Below are 15,175 nucleotides of genomic sequence, written 5' to 3'. Positions count from 1 at the left end.
AGCGCCACGTAGCCCGACATGCGGGAGCGGGAATAACTCAGACCCCGTCGGTCAGCTCCCCCTCGTAGCGGATCCCGTCCACGTACGGCCAGGCGTTGGCGACGCAGCCGTCCAGCCCGTACGTCTGCTGCTGCATCACCGGGGCCGGCTCGCCCGGCCCGGGGCAGGCCTGGTGCAGCTCCCCAAACTCGTGCCCGACCTCATGGTTGATCACGTACGTCCGGTAGACCTCCAGCGGCGCGCCGTAGTCCGGGACCGCGTCCATCCAGCGGGCCAGGTTGATGACGACCCGGCCGGGCAGCCGACACGAGGTATACCGCTGGGTGCTCAGGCCGCCGTCGGCGCACATCCGCTCCGAGGTGGCCGGGGTGGCCAGGTAGATGGTGAAGTCGGCGGCGGCCGCCTCGGCCACCCGCTGCACCCGCAGCTCCCCCGAGGCGATCCAGCTCCGCGGGTCGCCGAGCACCGCGTCCACCGTGGCGGCGAACTCGTCCGCGTCCTGTCCGGTGCCCTGCTCCACCTCGACCCGGTAGCGGCGCAGCGGCCCCTCGTGCCCCCGTACCGGAGAGCGGCCGTCGGCGGCGGCGAAGCTGCCGGGCCCGGCGGTCGGGTAGCCGCTCGCGGCCACCCGGGGACCGCCGTTCGCCGGCCGCTGGTTCGAGGTGGCCACCGGGGGCCGGCCGGCGGACCGGTGGACCAGGACCGGCAGGCCGGCCGCGCCGCCGCCCGCCACCAGCAGGGCGGCCAGGAGCAGGACCGTACGGCGGCGTCGCCACCGCGGCAGGCGCCCTCCGGGCTGGACCGGGAAGGTGGTCCCGGGCTGGGCCGGCGGGCGGTCGAAGTCGAGCCGGGCCGGACCGCCGGACCATGGATGACCGGTCTCGGCGTCCGGGTCGGAAGGGGACGAGGAGGTCATGACACCAGCGTGTCATGCAATTCGGGCGATCAGCCGCGTTTGCCCAAGGTTACGCGAATGGTTCTCATCATTGCCAAAAGGGCGCATCAGACCGCCGGGCCGGTGTAGCGCCTGCCGTCGAGGTACGGCCACGGGTTCGGCCGGCAGCCATCGAGGAAGAGGGTCTGCTGCTGCATCACCGGCGCCGGCTTCCCGGCCCGCGGGCACCCCTCGTGATGATGCCCCAACTGGTGGCCGACCTCGTGGTTGATCACGTAGAGCCGGTAGGTGTCCAGCGGCACCTTGGCCGCCACCAGGTGCGGCGCCGAGGTACGCCAGCGGTCCAGGTTGATGACCACCTTGCCGGGCACCCGGCAGGACGTGTACGGCCGTCCGCCCACCCGGATGTCGATCCCCCCGGCCAGACACAACCGCCCCGCGGTGTCCCGGGTCGCCAGGTAGACGGTGAAGTCGTACCGCGCGCCGGGGGCGACCCGCTGCAACCGGAGCCGGCCACTGTCCACCCAGCTCCCGGGCCCGGCCAGGGCGCGCTGCACGGCGTCGCCGAAGGCGGACACGTCCTCGTCGGAGCCGTCCTCCACCGCCACCCGGAAGCGCCGCAGCACCCCCGCCCGGCCCAGCACCTCGCCCGGCCGGTCGTCGTACGCGAAGCTGCCCCGCCCGTGCGCCGGCACCGGACCGGGCAGGGTCAGCACCGGCGCCGGGCTGGTCGGGCTCGGCGTCGACGACGGGCTCACCGGGGCGGACGGCGTCGGTGGGGCGCTCGGCGCCGGCGGCTGGGCCACCGAGTCGTCGCTGACCAGCACCTCGGCGGCACCGGCCGACGGCCGTTGCACCACGGCGGCGACGGCTATCCCGGCGGCGGTCAGGAACGCGAGCACCACGATCGCGGACCGCCAGCGGCCGGCCGGGCGACCGGCGGCAACCGGCGCGGTGGAGCGGCCCGGGCGGGAAGAGGGAGGCATCCGGCTCAGCCTGCCATGTCGCGGCGGAGCGCGCTGTCCTCCGTTCCGGCGAGCAGGTCGTCCCGGATCTCGACGGGCACCGCGCCGGCCAGAGCCTCGGCGGGCACTGCGCTGCCCCGCGGCTCGGCGGGCACTGCCCCGCCCTGCGGCTCGGCGGGCACTGCGCTGCCCCGCGACTCGGCGGGCACTGCCCCGCCCCGCGACTCGGCCGTGCCGCGCGGCTCGGCCGGCGCGGCGCTCGCCTCGGCGAGCAGCGCCAGGACGGCGCGCGCCACCGTTCGGGGCACCTCCAACTGGGCCACGTGCCCGACCCCGTCGAGCATCAGCAGGCGGCTGTCCGGAATCACCCGGGCGGCCCGCGGCGTCACCCGGACGTCCACCAGCCGGTCCTGGAGTCCCCCGATCACCAGGGTGGGGGCGCGCACCGCCGCCGCCAGCCGCCACAGCGAACCGGCGCCCGGCAGATACGACCGCAGGAAGCTGGAGACCAGGCCACGGAAGGTGCGGACGTACGCGGCGGCGTAGTGGGCCGCCTCGTAGCGGATCCGGATCTCCTCGATCGCCTCCTGCCGGCGCTGCTCGCTGATCCGGGTCAGGTCGGCGATGCACGCCTCCATCACCTCCTGGGCCATCACCTCGGGGGCGAGCTGGGCCAGCCGCCAGGCGGCCAGCCGCTCCCCCCGGGGGATCGCCAGCAACGGCAGCATCCGCCCCTGCAACGAGCGACGGAAGTCCAGGAACGGCAGCGCCGGGGAGATCAGGGTCAGCGTCCGGACCAGGTCCGAACGCAGGGCCGCCACCCGTACCGAGATGGCGCCGCCGAGCGAGTTGCCGAACAGGTGCACCGGGCCCCGGTCGCTGTGCTCGATCCAGCGGACCACCCGCTCGGCGAAGGCCGGCACCGTGTACCGCCGGCCGGGCTCGCTGCGGCCGAAGCCGGGCAGGTCGATCGCCTGCCCGTCGAGCCGGTCGGCGAGCAGGCCGGCCAGGTCCGTCCAGTTCTGCGACGAGCCGCCCAGGCCGTGCACGTAGAGCGCCGGCTCGGCGTCGGGGCCGGTGGCCGGGGTGTCCCGGACGTACGTCACGGTGCCGTCGAGGCGTACCGCCCGGCCGGGCCAGGGCGGTGGGACGTGGTGCACCGGCAGGAGCTGGTCCGGCCAGAGGGCGGCACGTTTCATGGTTCCAGTGTTCCCGCGCCCCGGCCGTCCGACACCGGCCTTCGGCTTAGGCGAGCAGGGCCTCCAGCCGGCGATTCACCGCGGCCAGCGTCGCCCGGACCACCGCCTGCCGGGGATCCCCGGCCACCAGCGCCGAACCGGCCAACTGCTCCACCCAGCCGTCGCAGACCAGCAGCACCACCACGGTCGCCACCTCGCAGTTGCCGAACGGCACCACCGCCGCGTGCTCGACGAAGCAGCGCCCCCGCTCCGCGGTCAGGGCCGCGCGGCCGAGCAACTCGTCCACCGCCGCCGCGGCGGCCACCGCGCAGAGCCGCAGCACGTACCCGTCGACGGCCGGCCCGGTGGCGTGCCCCTCCGCCGTCCGGTCCCCGGCGATCAGGCGTACCTCCACGGTGGCGTCGAGGCCGAAGGTGCTCACCAGGACGTGGTCGATCACCACCCGGGGCCCCGGCGCGCCGCCGGTCTCCAGCGGTCGCGACGGCGCGGTCTCCGTCGTGGTCATGTGCCCGCCGGAGTACGACGCGCCGAGCGTGACCGGGCTGCCGGTGGCCGCCCCGGTCGGGGCGGCGGCGAGGGACGACTCCTCCACCGCGGCCCGGCCCCGGTGGGTCGCGCCCTGCCGGCGCCGGCGGGGCGGCTCGGCAGCCGGCTCCGCCCCCGGGGCCGGCGCCTCCGCGAGCCGGCCGGTCCGCGCCTCGGGCGCACCGAACCGGCTCTCCGGGGTCTCCGCCGACCGGTTCGGCACGGGCCGCGCCGCGCCGGCCCGGTCCTCCGGGCTCGGGGACGGTCGGGCCGCGCCCGGGCGGTCCTCCGCCGTGCGCGGGTCACCGGCGGCACGCTCCCCACGCGCCTGACTCGACCGTCGGCGGATCGGAGGCGGCGCGGCGGCGGGGGCACCGGGCAGGTTCTGCGGGGCGGCGGCCAGCCCCATCCGCTCCTGGAGCAGGCGGGCCACCACCCGGCTCACCTCGGCTGGGTCGGCGCCGTCGGCGAGGTCGAGCCGGAGGCTGTGCGCCCCGGCCGGGGTACGGCGCAGCGCGGCGTCCCGGACGCCGGCCACCTCCCGGACGGCGTCGAGGATGGCATTGACGTCGAAGCCCTCGGGCCGCTCGCGCAGCGGCGCGGGCTCGTCGTCACGGCGCAGGTGAGTGGCGATGCGGGCGAGTTCGGGGGTTTCGGCGGACGGTTCCACGGCTGGCGGCTCCGGCACGACGGGCACGTCCGGCTCGGCGGGGACGCGCTGCGGCAGCACCGCCGCAGCCTCCGCCGGCAGCGGGTCGGCGACCGGCTCGGCCGTCGACACCGGCTCGGGGGCGGACCGGCGGGCCGCGTAGGGGGGCGCGCTCGTCGGGGCGGGCGCGTGGGTGCGGTCGAAGCGGGACGCACCGCTGGCGGTCGCGGCGGGGCCTGGCGTCTCGCCGGCGCGTGGCCGGTACGGCGCGCCCTCCCGCTCCTCGGCCGACCGGGTGCCTGAGGCCGGGGCGTATCCGGCGGGCGGGGCGCTGGCCGGAGCCTCGCGCGGGACCGGCGGGGCGCTCGTCGGGGCGGCGTGCGGCGGCGCACTGGTCGGGGCGGCGTGCGGCGGCGCGCTGAACGGGGTCACCGGCACCGGCGGCCCGGCCCAGGAGGGTCGTTCGCGCACCGGCTCGTACGCCGGGCGGGAATCCTCGTCGGTCCGGGGCGCCTCGTGCGGCTGGGCCGACTCGGGGCGCGGCGGCCCGTACCCGGACTGCTGGTCGGCGCGGACCGGCTCGTACGCGCGGGTCGGCTCTCCGCGCGGCGGCTCGTACGGCGCGGACTGCTCGGCGCGGGCCGGCTCGGGTGCCCACTCGGCGGCGCGCTCCTCGCGGGCGCGGCGGCCGACCGGCTCGTCCTCCCGGGCCCGGCGACCGGCCGGCTCCTCCTCGCGGGCGCGGCGGCCCGTCGGCTCCTCCTCGCGGGCACGGCGGCCCGTCGGCTCTTCCTCCCGGGCCCGGCGGCCGGCCGGTTCCGCCTCGCGGGACCACGGCGGCGCCCAGCCGCCGCCCCAGCCTGGCTCGGACCACTCCGGCTCCTCGGCCGGCGACGGCCGGCGCTCGTCCGCCGGCCCGGCACCCCGGTCGTCGGCCGACGTGGCGCGCGGCTCCTCGACCGGGCCGGCGGCGGGCGGCGCCGACGAGGGATGCTCGGCCCAGCCGCGGGACAGCGACGGCGGCTCGGCCGGCGGCTCAGCCGGCGCCCAGCCGCGGGACAGCGACGGCGGTTCCGCCGGCGACTCGGCCGGACCCCGCTCGGCCCAGCCTCGGGACGTCGACGGTGACTCGGCCGGCGGTTCGCCCGGCGCCTGGTCGGCCCAGCCCCGGGACTCGGTCGGCTCGGGCGGCACCTGGTCGGCCCAGCCCCGGGAGAGCGACGGGGGCGGCTCGGCGGCCGCCCGCTCGGTGGTCGGGGCGTGGAAGCCGGGCGGCACCTCGAAGCCCGAGGCGGCGGCACCGACCGGCGGCACCTGGAGGGCCGGCGGCGCGGAGGTGGGCCTCCCGCCCTCCGCCCGGCGCGACGCGCGGCCGGGCAGCGCCTCGTCGGACGAGTACCGCGCCGGCGGCGGCTCCGCCTCGGCGGACGGCTGCTCCACTGCGGGGGCGGGCCGCTGGACCGGCACGACCAGGCGGTCGCCGTCGGTCTCCCGGCGGGGCTCGTCGACGGGCGGGGCACTCACCGGCGCCTGGCGCGTCACGGGCGACTCCTCCCCGGCGTGGTGCACGCCGTTGACCTGGCGGCCGTTGACCCGGCCCGACGGCTCCTCGGCGGGCAGCCCGGGCAGCGGGGCCGGGAGGTCACCGTGGCGGGGCGACGAGGCGGCCCAACCGGCGAGATCGGCGCGGGGCCAGGCGAGGGGCGGCTCCCCGCTCCGGGCCCAGCCGGTCGCCGGGGGCGCCCACCCGTTGCCGGCCCGGGCCAGGTCATCCCGCTGACCCGTCCCGTCGCCGTGCTCTCCCGGGGTGGCGGCTCCGGGTTGCCCTGATTCACTCACCGCGCGCTCCTTGGTCGCCCCCGCTGAGGCTACCGTGTGGCGACAGTGGCGATAAGTTACAGCGGCGGGCCAATTCCGCGACGGGTTCACCAGCCCCGACCGGTTCGGGTGATAAGTGCCGGCTCGTACGATGAAACTCGGAGGTTCCCATGACCGCTGTGGGGAACGGTGCACAGACCGCCGGCCGGCCCACCCGCCTGCCCCGCTCCGCGCGCCGCAAGCAGCTGCTCGCCGCCGCCCAGGAGGTGTTCGTCGCGCAGGGCTACCACGCTGCCGCGATGGACGACATCGCCGAGCGGGCGGGAGTCTCCAAGCCCGTGCTCTACCAGCACTTCCCGGGCAAGATGGAGCTCTACCTCGCGCTGTTGGACACGCACTGCGACGCCATCGTGGCGAAGGTGCGCGACGCGATGCGGGGCACCAACGACAACAAGGAGCGGGTCGGCGCGTCGGTGCGCGCGTACTTCGACTTCGTCGACCACGAGAGCGAGGCGTTCCGGCTGGTCTTCGAGTCGGACCTGCGCAACGACCCGGCCGTCCGGCAGCGGGTGGAGCGGGTCGAGCAGGGCTGCATCGCCGCGATCACCGACACCATCATCTCGGACACCGGCGTGAGCCGGGCGCACGCCGAGCTGCTCGCCTCCGGCCTGGTCGGCGCCGCCGAGACGGCCGCCCAGTTCTGGCTGGCCGGCGGCCGGCAGGTGCCCAAGGCGGAGGCCGAGGCCCTGGTCGCCGCCCTCTCCTGGCGGGGCATCGCCAGCTTCCCGCTGCAAGGTGAGTCAGCCTGAACATCGGTACGCCAGATCGGATAGCCTTCTCACGGCGGCTCATTCGCCCCAGTTGAGGAGGCACCGTGGAGGTCAAGATCGGCGTGCAGTACGCGCCGCGTGAGCTGGTCCTGGAGAGCGGGCAGTCGCCGGCCGAGGTCGAGCAGATCGTGACCGACGCGATCGCCAAGGGGGAGGGCACGCTCTCCCTGACCGACGAGAAGGGCCGGCGGGTCATCGTGCCGGTCGGCAAGGTCGCCTACGTCGAGATCGCCGAGGCCGCACCCCGCGCGGTCGGGTTCACCGTCCGCTGATTGCCCGCCGGAGCCGCCGCGGCGGGCGCCACGGCGGCTCCGGACCTCAGTTGTTCAGCCCCGCGGCGGTCATCCGCGCGGTGTGCGCGTCGGTCAGCTGGCGGAACAGCGCCGGCACGTCCACCGCCTCTCGGCGAGCGATCAACACGGTGAGCGCGCCCCGGTCCGCGGCGGCGACCCGGCCGGCCTGGGAGAGCGCCTCCCCGACCAGCCGCCGCGCCCACATGGAGAGCCGGTTGGCCACCCGGGGGTCGGCCTCGATGGCCGCCCGGATCTCGGCGGCGGCGAACTCGGCGTACCGCGAGTCGTGCAGCACGTCGAGGACGAGTTGCCGGTCCGGCCCGTCGAGCCCGTGCGCGATCTCCCGCAGGAAGTCGTCGGAGATGCCGTCCCCGACGTACGCCTTGGTCACCGCCTCCAGCCAGTCCTTCGGCTCGGTCGAGTCGTGGTACGCCTGCAACGCCTCCACGTACGGGGCCATCGCCTCGTCGGGCCGTACGCCCAGCGCGGTGATCCGGTCGGCGATCCACCGGTAGTGCGCGATCTCGGCGGCGGCCATCTCGCTGAGCGCGGCCCGCCGGGGCAGGTCGGGGGCGAGGCGGGCGTCGGCGGCGAGCCGGTCGAAGGCGAGCAGTTCGCCGTACGCCACGAGGCCGAGCAGGTCGACCAGGGCGGGATCGGGGGCGGACACGAGCGCAGGCTACCGTCCGGCCGCCAACACGGGTCGCCCCGTCAATGTGTGGCCCAGGTCACACCGAGCCGCCCCGGACGACCACCCAGCAGCGGAATCAGAACGGCCCAGGAGCCGTTCAGGTAGGATGACACAGTTGCCGTGGGCACCGATTCGTTCAGCTGAGCTGATCAACACCGGTCCCCGGCGCGCGTGCGGCCCGGTCCGGCTCGGCGTACCGCCCCCGACCGTGTGGCCCGCGCCATACCAACCGCGCCCTGAGGACATGAGGGGCGCACCACGAGAGGGCACCCCCAAATCCATATGAGTGAGCAGATTCAGGGCCAAGAACTGGCTCCCACCGCTCCGGTTCGTCCGGAAGCTCCCACTTTCGCCGCACTCGGCGCCCGACAGGAGACCGTCGAGGCTCTCGCGGCCGCCGGCATCACCCGCGCGTTCGCCATCCAGGAATACGCGCTGCCGATCGCGCTGCGCGGCGTCGACCTGATCGGCCAAGCGCCGACCGGCACCGGCAAGACCCTCGGCTTCGGCATCCCGCTGCTGGAGCGGGTGTTCGCCCCGTCCGAGGGCGGCGACGGCGTGCCGCAGGCACTGGTCGTCGTACCCACCCGTGAGCTGGGCCTCCAGGTCGCCAAGGACCTGGACGCCGCCGGCCGCACCCGGGGCGTCCGGGTGCTGCCGATCTACGGCGGCGTGGCCTACGAGCCCCAGGTCGAGGCGCTGCGCAAGGGCGTCGAGATCCTGGTCGGCACCCCGGGCCGGCTGCTGGACCTGGCCAAGCAGAAGCACCTGCGGCTCGACCGGGTGCACGCGCTGGTGCTCGACGAGGCCGACCGGATGCTCGACCTGGGCTTCCTGGACGACGTCGAGAAGATCCTGGCGATGCTGCCGGAGGACCGGCAGACCATGCTCTTCTCGGCCACCATGCCGGACCCGATCGTCGCGCTGTCCCGGCGCTTCCTGCGCCACCCGATCACCATCCACGCCGGGCACACCGCCGAGACCGGCCCGAACCCGCAGACCAAGCAGCTGGCCTACCGCACCCACTCGCTCAACAAGATCGAGATCGTGGCGCGGATCCTCCAGGCGGAGGGGCGGGGCCTCACCATGATCTTCACCCGGACCAAGCGGGCCGCCGACCGGGTCGCCGAGGACCTGGACTTCCGCGGCTTCGCGGTGGCCGCCGTCCACGGCGACCTGGGCCAGGGCGCCCGGGAGCGGGCGCTGCGCGCGTTCCGCGCCGGCAAGATCGACACGTTGGTCGCCACCGACGTGGCGGCCCGGGGCATCGACGTCACCGGCGTCACCCACGTGATCAACTACGACTGCCCCGAGGACCAGGACACCTACACCCACCGGATCGGGCGTACCGGCCGGGCCGGGGCGACCGGTGTCGCCGTGACCTTCGTCGACTGGGACGACGTCCCGCGGTGGCGGATCATCGACAAGACCCTCGGACTCGACATGCCCGAGCCGCCGGAGACGTACCACACCTCCGCGCACCTCTACACCGACCTGGACATCTCCCGGGAGGTCAGCGGCACCCTGCCGACCGCCGAGCGCACCCGCGCCGGGCTGTCGGCGGAGGTCGAGGAGGACCTGGGCGGTGGCCGGTCGCGGCGGGGCGAGCGCGGCTCGCGGCGCGGCGAGGGCCGGGGCCGCGAGCGCCGGCAGGGCCGGGGCGGCGACGCCGGCGCGACGCCCGCCGAGGGCGACACCGGTGCCGAGGCGTCCGAGGGCACCCGCACACCGCGCCGCCGCCGGCGCCGCCGGGCCGGCGAGGTGCTCGCCGGCGAGCCCACCGCCGTGGTCACCACCGAGGGTGGGGCCGAGCCGGCCGCGTCGGTCGCCGCCGAGGGCGAGGCGGCAGCCAAGCCGCGCCGCCGCCGTCGCCGCCGTGGTGGCGGTGGTGCGGGCAGCGGTACGCCGGCCGAGGCGACCGCCGACTGATTCACACCCGCTTCGGCGACATGGGGGTGTCAGGACCTGCCTGACACCCCCATGTCGCGTACCTGGGGTGGATCAACAGACTGCCCGACGACGAGGAAGATGAGGCCATGCCGGAACCGCTGGACGCCGCCCTGACCGAGGTACGGGCGCTGCTACTCGACCCCGCCCTGACCCGGGCGGTCGCCGCGGGTCGGCGCCGCGGCCAGCGCCCCTCGGTGGTCCGCGCCGAGCTGCGCCCGGTCACCCTGAAGGCCGGCCCGCGGCTGCAGATCTCCACCTCGGACGGCGCCCGGCCGTACACCCGTAACGTGGCGCCGGGCGCGGAGGCCGGCGCGGCGATCGACGCGCTGCTCGCCGAGCCCTTCGGCAACTGGCACGTGGAGACGGCCGACAGCACGCTCCAGCTCCGGGTGACCAAGTCCGGCGAGGCGCAGGTGCACCGGGCCGTGGCGAGCCGACCGGCGCCGGAGCCGGGCGCCCACGACCGGACCAAGGACTACCTGCTCGACCCGGGCGACCCGATCTTCGCCGAGATCGGCGGCTCGGCGGCCAAGCGCCGCCAGGTGGACGCGTTCCTGCGCGCTCTGGCGGCCACCCTGCCCGACGACCTGACCGGGCCGTTGCGGGTGGTCGACCTCGGCTGCGGCAACGCCTACCTGACGTTCGCGGCCCACCGCTACCTGATCCAACGCGGGCTGGACGTGACGCTGGTCGGGGTGGACGTCCGCGAGGACCAGCGCCGCCGCAACAGCGAGCTGGCCGAGCGGCTGGGCTGGGCCGACCGGGTCAGCTTCGTGGCCGGCACCATCGCGGACGCGGTGGTCGAGCCGGCACCCGACCTGGTGCTGGCGCTGCACGCCTGCGACACCGCCACCGACGAGGCGCTCGCCCGCGCGGTCCGGTGGAACGCCCGCTGGGTGCTGGCCGCCCCCTGCTGCCACCACGACGTGGCGGCCCAGCTCCGCTCCCGTACGGCTCCCGGGCCGTACGGGCTGCTCACCCGGCAGGGCATCCTGCGCGAGCGGTTCGCGGACGTGCTGACCGACGCGCTGCGGGCCGGCCTGCTCCGGCTGCACGGCTACCGCGCCGAGGTGGTGGAGTTCGTCGACTCCCGGCATACCCCGCGCAACCTGCTGATCCGGGCCCGCCGCACCGGCAACCCGCCGGCCGCCGAACAGCGGGCGGAATACCGGGAGTTGATCGACCAGTGGGGCGTGACACCCCGCCTGGAGACGCTGCTCGCGGACTCGCCGGCCGGAGCCGCCGCGGGTCACGTTAGTTGACCGGGGGCAACCGATGTGTCGTCCCGGCCATTGAGTCACCCGGCCGATCAGTCGGTTACTTCGACGTGCCTTCGTACTACCCTCGGAGGCGCACCGAGGGGTGCTCCGGCCGGAAAGGGAAGACCCGGGGGATGGGTTCCGCAGAAGTTTCGCCGCAGATGGCCTTCGCCCGCTTCGTGCGGCGCGCCATCGACGACGCCCGCGAGGAGCGCGGCTGGACGGTGACCGACCTGGCCTCGCACACCGGCGTGGGGCGGTCCACGGTGTTCCGCTGGCTGGCCGGCGACTGGCAGGACTACCCCGAACTGGCCAAGGTGCGCGGCTTCTGCGCCGCGCTCGACCTGCCGGTGGCGGCGGCCTTCCGCGCCCTCGGTCTCCCCGACGCCGGCCAGGTCCCCCGCCGGCGCCTGGAGGACGCCCCGGTCGAGGCGGACGTCCGGGTGATCCTGGAGCGGCTGGCCGATCCCCACGTCCCCGCGGAGGAGAAGCACCACATCCGCGACCTGCTCCGCTACCTGGCCCGCCGCCCGGTCCGCCGGGCCGGCTGACGCCGGCGGTTTCTCAGTCGACCGTCGCCGTGAACGCGGCGGTACGCACCACGCCGCCGACCTGGAAGTCGAGGAACATCCGGTAGCGGCCCGGCCCGGGCGCGCTGAACGAGAATGTGACCGATTCCCCGTCCCGCCGGGTCTCCGGGTGCACGTGCGCGTAGCCCAGGTCGCCCTCGCGCAGCGCGACCAGGTGGCCGTACGCGCCGAGGTAGGGCTCGAGCGGGGCGGCCGTGCCGCCGGAGGTGAGCACCTGGAACCGCAGCGGCACGGCCGCCCCCGCCTTCGGCGTGCCCTCGTACCCGACGGTGAGCCCGTCGACCGTGGTCGAGGTGGCCGGGGCCGGCAGCGGCCGGGGCGCGTACCCGCCGGGCGCGGCCAGGTCGATGCCGAGGGTGACGGCGGTCTGCCGGCCGTCGTCGGCGACCGCGGTGAAGTCGGCGTACGCCCGCCAGACCCCGGCCTCGGGCAGGGTCAGCGGCACCGACCAGGTGCCGTCCGCCGCCATCGTCGGGTGCAGGTGCTGGTAGCCGGTGAGGTCGCGGCGCACCACGATCAGGTGCATCGGCTTGTCGTGCACGACGGCGAACCGGGTGACCGGCCGCCGCCGCTCGTCCCGGATCTGGAACCGCAGCTCACCGGCCCGGCCGGCGGTGAACTCCACGGTCGACGGGGTGAGCGTGTAGCCGGCCGAACTGAGCGAGAGCCCCGCCGCGTCCACGCCGTCGCCCTGGGTGACCGTGGCCCCGCCGTGCGAGTGCGCGCCGGTGCCCGGCGCGTGGGTGTGCGTCGCGGTCGCCGGGGCGGCGCCGGACGCGGTGGTCGGCGGCGGGTTCAGCCGGCCGAGGCCGAAGCCGAGCAGCACGGCGAGCACCAGCCCGCCCACCACCAGGGCGAGCCGCAGCGTGGCCCGGTCCACCACGCCCTCCCCCGGCGTCAGGTCACGGCCGGGCTCGGGCGCCGGCTCGGCCGGGGCCTCGGGAGCGGTGACGGACGGCGACTCAGGCAACGCCGCCGGCCAGTTCGTAGCCCGCCTCTTCGACGGCGGCCCGGACGGTCTCGACCGGCAGCGCCTCGACGCTGGTGAGGGTGGCCGTGCCGGCGGTGAGGTCGACCCGGACCTCCTCGACGCCGGGCAGCGCGGACAGCTCCTCGGTCACCGCCCGCACGCAGTGCTCGCAGGTCATCCCGGTAACGGCGTACGTCTGGGTGACGGGTCGCTGCTCGGTCATGCGCCCACGGTACCGCCAGGTACGGTGCCGCTCGGCTGACCGTCGGTGACGGTGGCGACGCTCGCAATCCGGCCGGCCCGGGAACTTTCGCCGACCCGTGGACGACAACGTCAGCCGGCGGCCGCGAGGGCCAGCGGGAGCACCTCCGGGGCGCCGGCCCGACGCAGCAGCCGGGCCACCATGGTCATGGTCCAGCCGGAGTCGACCAGATCGTCGACGAGCAGCACCGGCCCGGCCAGCCCGGCCAGGGCGTCGGCCAGCTCGTCGGGCAGCGCGAAGGCGTCGTGCAGGGCGCGTACCCGCTGGGCGCTGTTGCCGCGCGGCCCCGCGGAGCCCGACGGACCGGTCCGGGCGACCCGGCCGAGCAGCGGCAGCCGGCCCACGGTGGCGATCCGCTCGGCGAGCGAACCGACCAGCGCCGGGTGGGTGCGGGAATCGACCGCCACCACGGCGACGGGCCGGCGCGGCCACGGGTCGTCGCCGTGCGCCCACGCCTTCAGCACCTCGACCACCGCCGCCGCCACGTCGTCGGGGACTGGACCGTCCGCCGCGTCCGGCCCGACCAGGCCGCGCAACCGGCCACCCCAGCCCAGGTCGGAGAGGCGACCCACGGCCCGGCCGGGCAGCGCCTGCTCCGCTGGGGGGATGCGCCCCTTGAGGGGTACGCCCACCGCGTCGAGGCCGGTCGGCCAGAGCTTCTTCGGCGCGATCGCCACGCCGGGGCGGCCGAGGAAGGTCTGCGCGGCGGTGAGCGCGGCGTCGCTGACCTCGGGACCGACCACCTGGCCGGCGCAGTTGTCGCAGCGGCCGCAGTCGCCCGCCCCGCTGTCGTCCAGGCATTCCCGCAGGTAGCGCATCCGGCAGCCGGTCGTGCTCGCGTACCCGAGCATGGCCTGCTGCTCGGCGGTGCGCGCCTGGGCGACGCGGCGCAACCGGGGTTCGTCGTAGACCCAGGGCTCGCCGGTGGCGAGCCAGCCGCCGCGCACCCGGCGGACCGCGCCGTCCACGTCGAGCACCTTGAGCATCAGCTCCAGCCGGGTCCGGCGCAGGTCGACGATCGGTTCGAGGGCCTGGGTGGACATCGGCCGGTCGGTGTGCAGCGCGGCGAGCACCGCGCGGACCTGCTGCTCGGGCGGGAAGGCGAGCGAGGCGAAGTATCGCCAGATGGCCGCGTCCTCGGCACCCGGGAGGAGCAGGACCTCGGCGTGCTCCACGGCCCGGCCGGCCCGGCCGACCTGCTGGTAGTAGGCGATCGGCGAGGGCGGCGCGCCGAGGTGCACCACGAAGCCGAGGTCGGGCTTGTCGAAGCCCATGCCGAGCGCGCTGGTGGCGACCAACGCCTTGATCTTGTTGTCCAGCAGGTCCTGCTCGGCGGCGCGGCGGTCGGCGTCGTCGGCCTGGCCGGTGTACGCGGCCACCTGCCAGCCCCGGGCGCGGAGGAACTCCGCCGTCTCGCCGGCCGCCGCGACGGTGAGGGTGTAGATGATCCCGGATCCGGGGAGCCCGTCGAGGTGGTCGGCGAGCCAGCCCAGCCGGTGGGCCGGGCTCGGCAGGTCGACCACGCCGAGCCGGAGCGACTCCCGGTCGAGGGTGCCGCGCAGCACCAGGACGTCCGGTCGCTGGGCGGCCGGAGCGGTCAGCTCGGTACCGAGCTGCTCGGCGACGTCCGCGGTGACCCGGGCGTTGGCGGTGGCGGTGGTGGCGAGCACCGGGGTCCGCTCGGGCAGGTTGCCGAGGAAGGTCCGCAGCCGGCGGTAGTCCGGCCGGAAGTCGTGCCCCCAGTCGGAGACGCAGTGCGCCTCGTCCACCACCAGCAGCCCGGTGGTGGCGGCCAGCTTCGGCAGCACGCCGTCGCGGAAGTCCGGGTTGTTGAGGCGTTCCGGGCTGATCAGCAGCACGTCGACCGCCCCGGCGTGGATCTCGGCGGTGATCTCGTCCCACTCGTCGAGGTTGGCCGAGTTGATGGTGCGGGCCCGGATGCCGGCCCGGGCCGCCGACCCGACCTGGTTGCGCATCAGCGCCAGCAGCGGCGAGACGATCACCGTCGGGCCGGCTGCCTCGCCTCCCATGTCGGCGGCGGGTCCGGCGGCGCCGACCTGGCGGAGCAGCGCGGTGGCCACGAAGTAGACGGCCGACTTGCCCCAGCCCGTGCGTTGCACGCAGAGCACGCGCCGGCGGTCCACCACCAGCGCCTCGATGGCCCGCCACTGGTCCTCGCGCAGCCGGGCGTGCTCGCCCGCCAGCCGCCGCAGCACCGCCTCGGCCCGCTCCCGTACGGCCACCCGATCCTGGCTCATCCGGCATTTCTACCAGGCATC

General features: G+C 76.0%; 12 protein-coding genes and 1 pseudogene. 5 read left to right on the top strand and 8 right to left on the bottom strand.

Annotated elements, in window-relative coordinates:
- Positions 1–37: 37 nt before the first annotated feature.
- From FXF52_RS01955 to FXF52_RS01940, 4 genes and pseudogenes are all read right to left on the bottom strand, one after another.
- Entirely contained in the window at positions 38–916 is an 879-nt protein-coding gene (locus FXF52_RS01955) for a DUF3152 domain-containing protein (protein ID WP_148793390.1), read from the bottom strand.
- 86 nt (positions 917–1,002) lie between these two features.
- Complete coding sequence (locus FXF52_RS01950; protein WP_148793388.1) at positions 1,003–1,881, bottom strand: DUF3152 domain-containing protein; 879 nt, start codon at positions 1,879–1,881, stop codon at positions 1,003–1,005.
- A 212-nt stretch (positions 1,882–2,093) separates the two neighbouring features.
- Positions 2,094–3,059, bottom strand: a pseudogene (locus FXF52_RS01945) (alpha/beta fold hydrolase); the annotation flags it as partial.
- A gap of 46 nt (positions 3,060–3,105) precedes the next feature.
- Positions 3,106–5,247: a hypothetical protein gene (locus FXF52_RS01940; RefSeq protein ID WP_255471711.1), complete on the bottom strand. Its 2,142-nt coding sequence runs from the start codon at positions 5,245–5,247 to the stop codon at positions 3,106–3,108.
- A gap of 974 nt (positions 5,248–6,221) precedes the next feature.
- Here FXF52_RS01940 and FXF52_RS01935 point away from each other — a divergent pair.
- Positions 6,222–6,860 (top strand): TetR/AcrR family transcriptional regulator, encoded by a 639-nt coding sequence (locus FXF52_RS01935; protein ID WP_148793385.1) that lies wholly within the window; start codon positions 6,222–6,224, stop codon positions 6,858–6,860.
- A gap of 65 nt (positions 6,861–6,925) precedes the next feature.
- On the top strand, positions 6,926–7,153 hold the full coding sequence (locus FXF52_RS01930) for a DUF3107 domain-containing protein (protein ID WP_073834372.1): 228 nt from the start codon (positions 6,926–6,928) through the stop codon (positions 7,151–7,153).
- Between the two features lie 46 nt (positions 7,154–7,199).
- Here FXF52_RS01930 and FXF52_RS01925 read toward each other — a convergent pair whose 3' ends face one another.
- Positions 7,200–7,844 (bottom strand): ferritin-like fold-containing protein, encoded by a 645-nt coding sequence (locus FXF52_RS01925; RefSeq protein ID WP_148793383.1) that lies wholly within the window; start codon positions 7,842–7,844, stop codon positions 7,200–7,202.
- Positions 7,845–8,147: 303 nt separating this feature from the next.
- Between FXF52_RS01925 and FXF52_RS01920 the strand changes: the two genes are divergently transcribed.
- The 3 genes from FXF52_RS01920 (at position 8,148) to FXF52_RS01910 (ending at position 11,625) form a co-directional block, all read left to right on the top strand.
- Positions 8,148–9,794 (top strand): DEAD/DEAH box helicase, encoded by a 1,647-nt coding sequence (locus FXF52_RS01920; protein WP_148793381.1) that lies wholly within the window; start codon positions 8,148–8,150, stop codon positions 9,792–9,794.
- 107 nt (positions 9,795–9,901) lie between these two features.
- The gene (locus tag FXF52_RS01915; protein ID WP_148793379.1) at positions 9,902–11,077 is read left to right on the top strand and encodes an SAM-dependent methyltransferase; all 1,176 of its coding nucleotides are present in this window, start codon (positions 9,902–9,904) and stop codon (positions 11,075–11,077) included.
- A 131-nt stretch (positions 11,078–11,208) separates the two neighbouring features.
- A complete protein-coding gene (locus FXF52_RS01910) occupies positions 11,209–11,625 on the top strand; it encodes a helix-turn-helix domain-containing protein (protein WP_148793377.1) in 417 nt (138 codons plus the stop codon).
- A gap of 13 nt (positions 11,626–11,638) precedes the next feature.
- Here the strand turns inward: FXF52_RS01910 and FXF52_RS01905 are convergent, their stop codons facing one another.
- From FXF52_RS01905 to FXF52_RS01895, 3 genes are all read right to left on the bottom strand, one after another.
- A complete protein-coding gene (locus FXF52_RS01905; RefSeq protein WP_148793710.1) occupies positions 11,639–12,565 on the bottom strand; it encodes a hypothetical protein in 927 nt (308 codons plus the stop codon).
- A gap of 61 nt (positions 12,566–12,626) precedes the next feature.
- On the bottom strand, positions 12,627–12,857 hold the full coding sequence (locus tag FXF52_RS01900; RefSeq protein WP_148793376.1) for a heavy-metal-associated domain-containing protein: 231 nt from the start codon (positions 12,855–12,857) through the stop codon (positions 12,627–12,629).
- A 110-nt stretch (positions 12,858–12,967) separates the two neighbouring features.
- Positions 12,968–15,154 (bottom strand): RecQ family ATP-dependent DNA helicase, encoded by a 2,187-nt coding sequence (locus FXF52_RS01895; protein ID WP_148793374.1) that lies wholly within the window; start codon positions 15,152–15,154, stop codon positions 12,968–12,970.
- Positions 15,155–15,175 lie beyond the last annotated feature (21 nt).

Origin of the sequence: Micromonospora sp. MP36 (genome assembly GCF_008119785.1) — a bacterium.
Taxonomy (GTDB): Bacteria; Actinomycetota; Actinomycetes; order Mycobacteriales; family Micromonosporaceae; genus Micromonospora.
The sequence above is the reverse complement of the archived record's forward strand: the minus strand, read 5'-3'. Positions and strand labels throughout refer to the sequence as shown.

Excerpts from the sequence above, each read along its gene's own strand:
- FXF52_RS01900 (WP_148793376.1), bottom strand. The coding sequence starts at position 12,857 with ATGACCGAGCAGCGACCCGTCACCCAGACGTACGCCGTTACCGGGATG.
- FXF52_RS01950 (WP_148793388.1), bottom strand. The coding sequence starts at position 1,881 with ATGCCTCCCTCTTCCCGCCCGGGCCGCTCCACCGCGCCGGTTGCCGCC.
- FXF52_RS01920 (WP_148793381.1), top strand. The coding sequence starts at position 8,148 with ATGAGTGAGCAGATTCAGGGCCAAGAACTGGCTCCCACCGCTCCGGTT.
- FXF52_RS01955 (WP_148793390.1), bottom strand. The coding sequence starts at position 916 with ATGACCTCCTCGTCCCCTTCCGACCCGGACGCCGAGACCGGTCATCCA.
- FXF52_RS01935 (WP_148793385.1), top strand. The coding sequence starts at position 6,222 with ATGACCGCTGTGGGGAACGGTGCACAGACCGCCGGCCGGCCCACCCGC.
- FXF52_RS01915 (WP_148793379.1), top strand. The coding sequence starts at position 9,902 with ATGCCGGAACCGCTGGACGCCGCCCTGACCGAGGTACGGGCGCTGCTA.
- FXF52_RS01910 (WP_148793377.1), top strand. The coding sequence starts at position 11,209 with ATGGGTTCCGCAGAAGTTTCGCCGCAGATGGCCTTCGCCCGCTTCGTG.
- FXF52_RS01895 (WP_148793374.1), bottom strand. The coding sequence starts at position 15,154 with ATGAGCCAGGATCGGGTGGCCGTACGGGAGCGGGCCGAGGCGGTGCTG.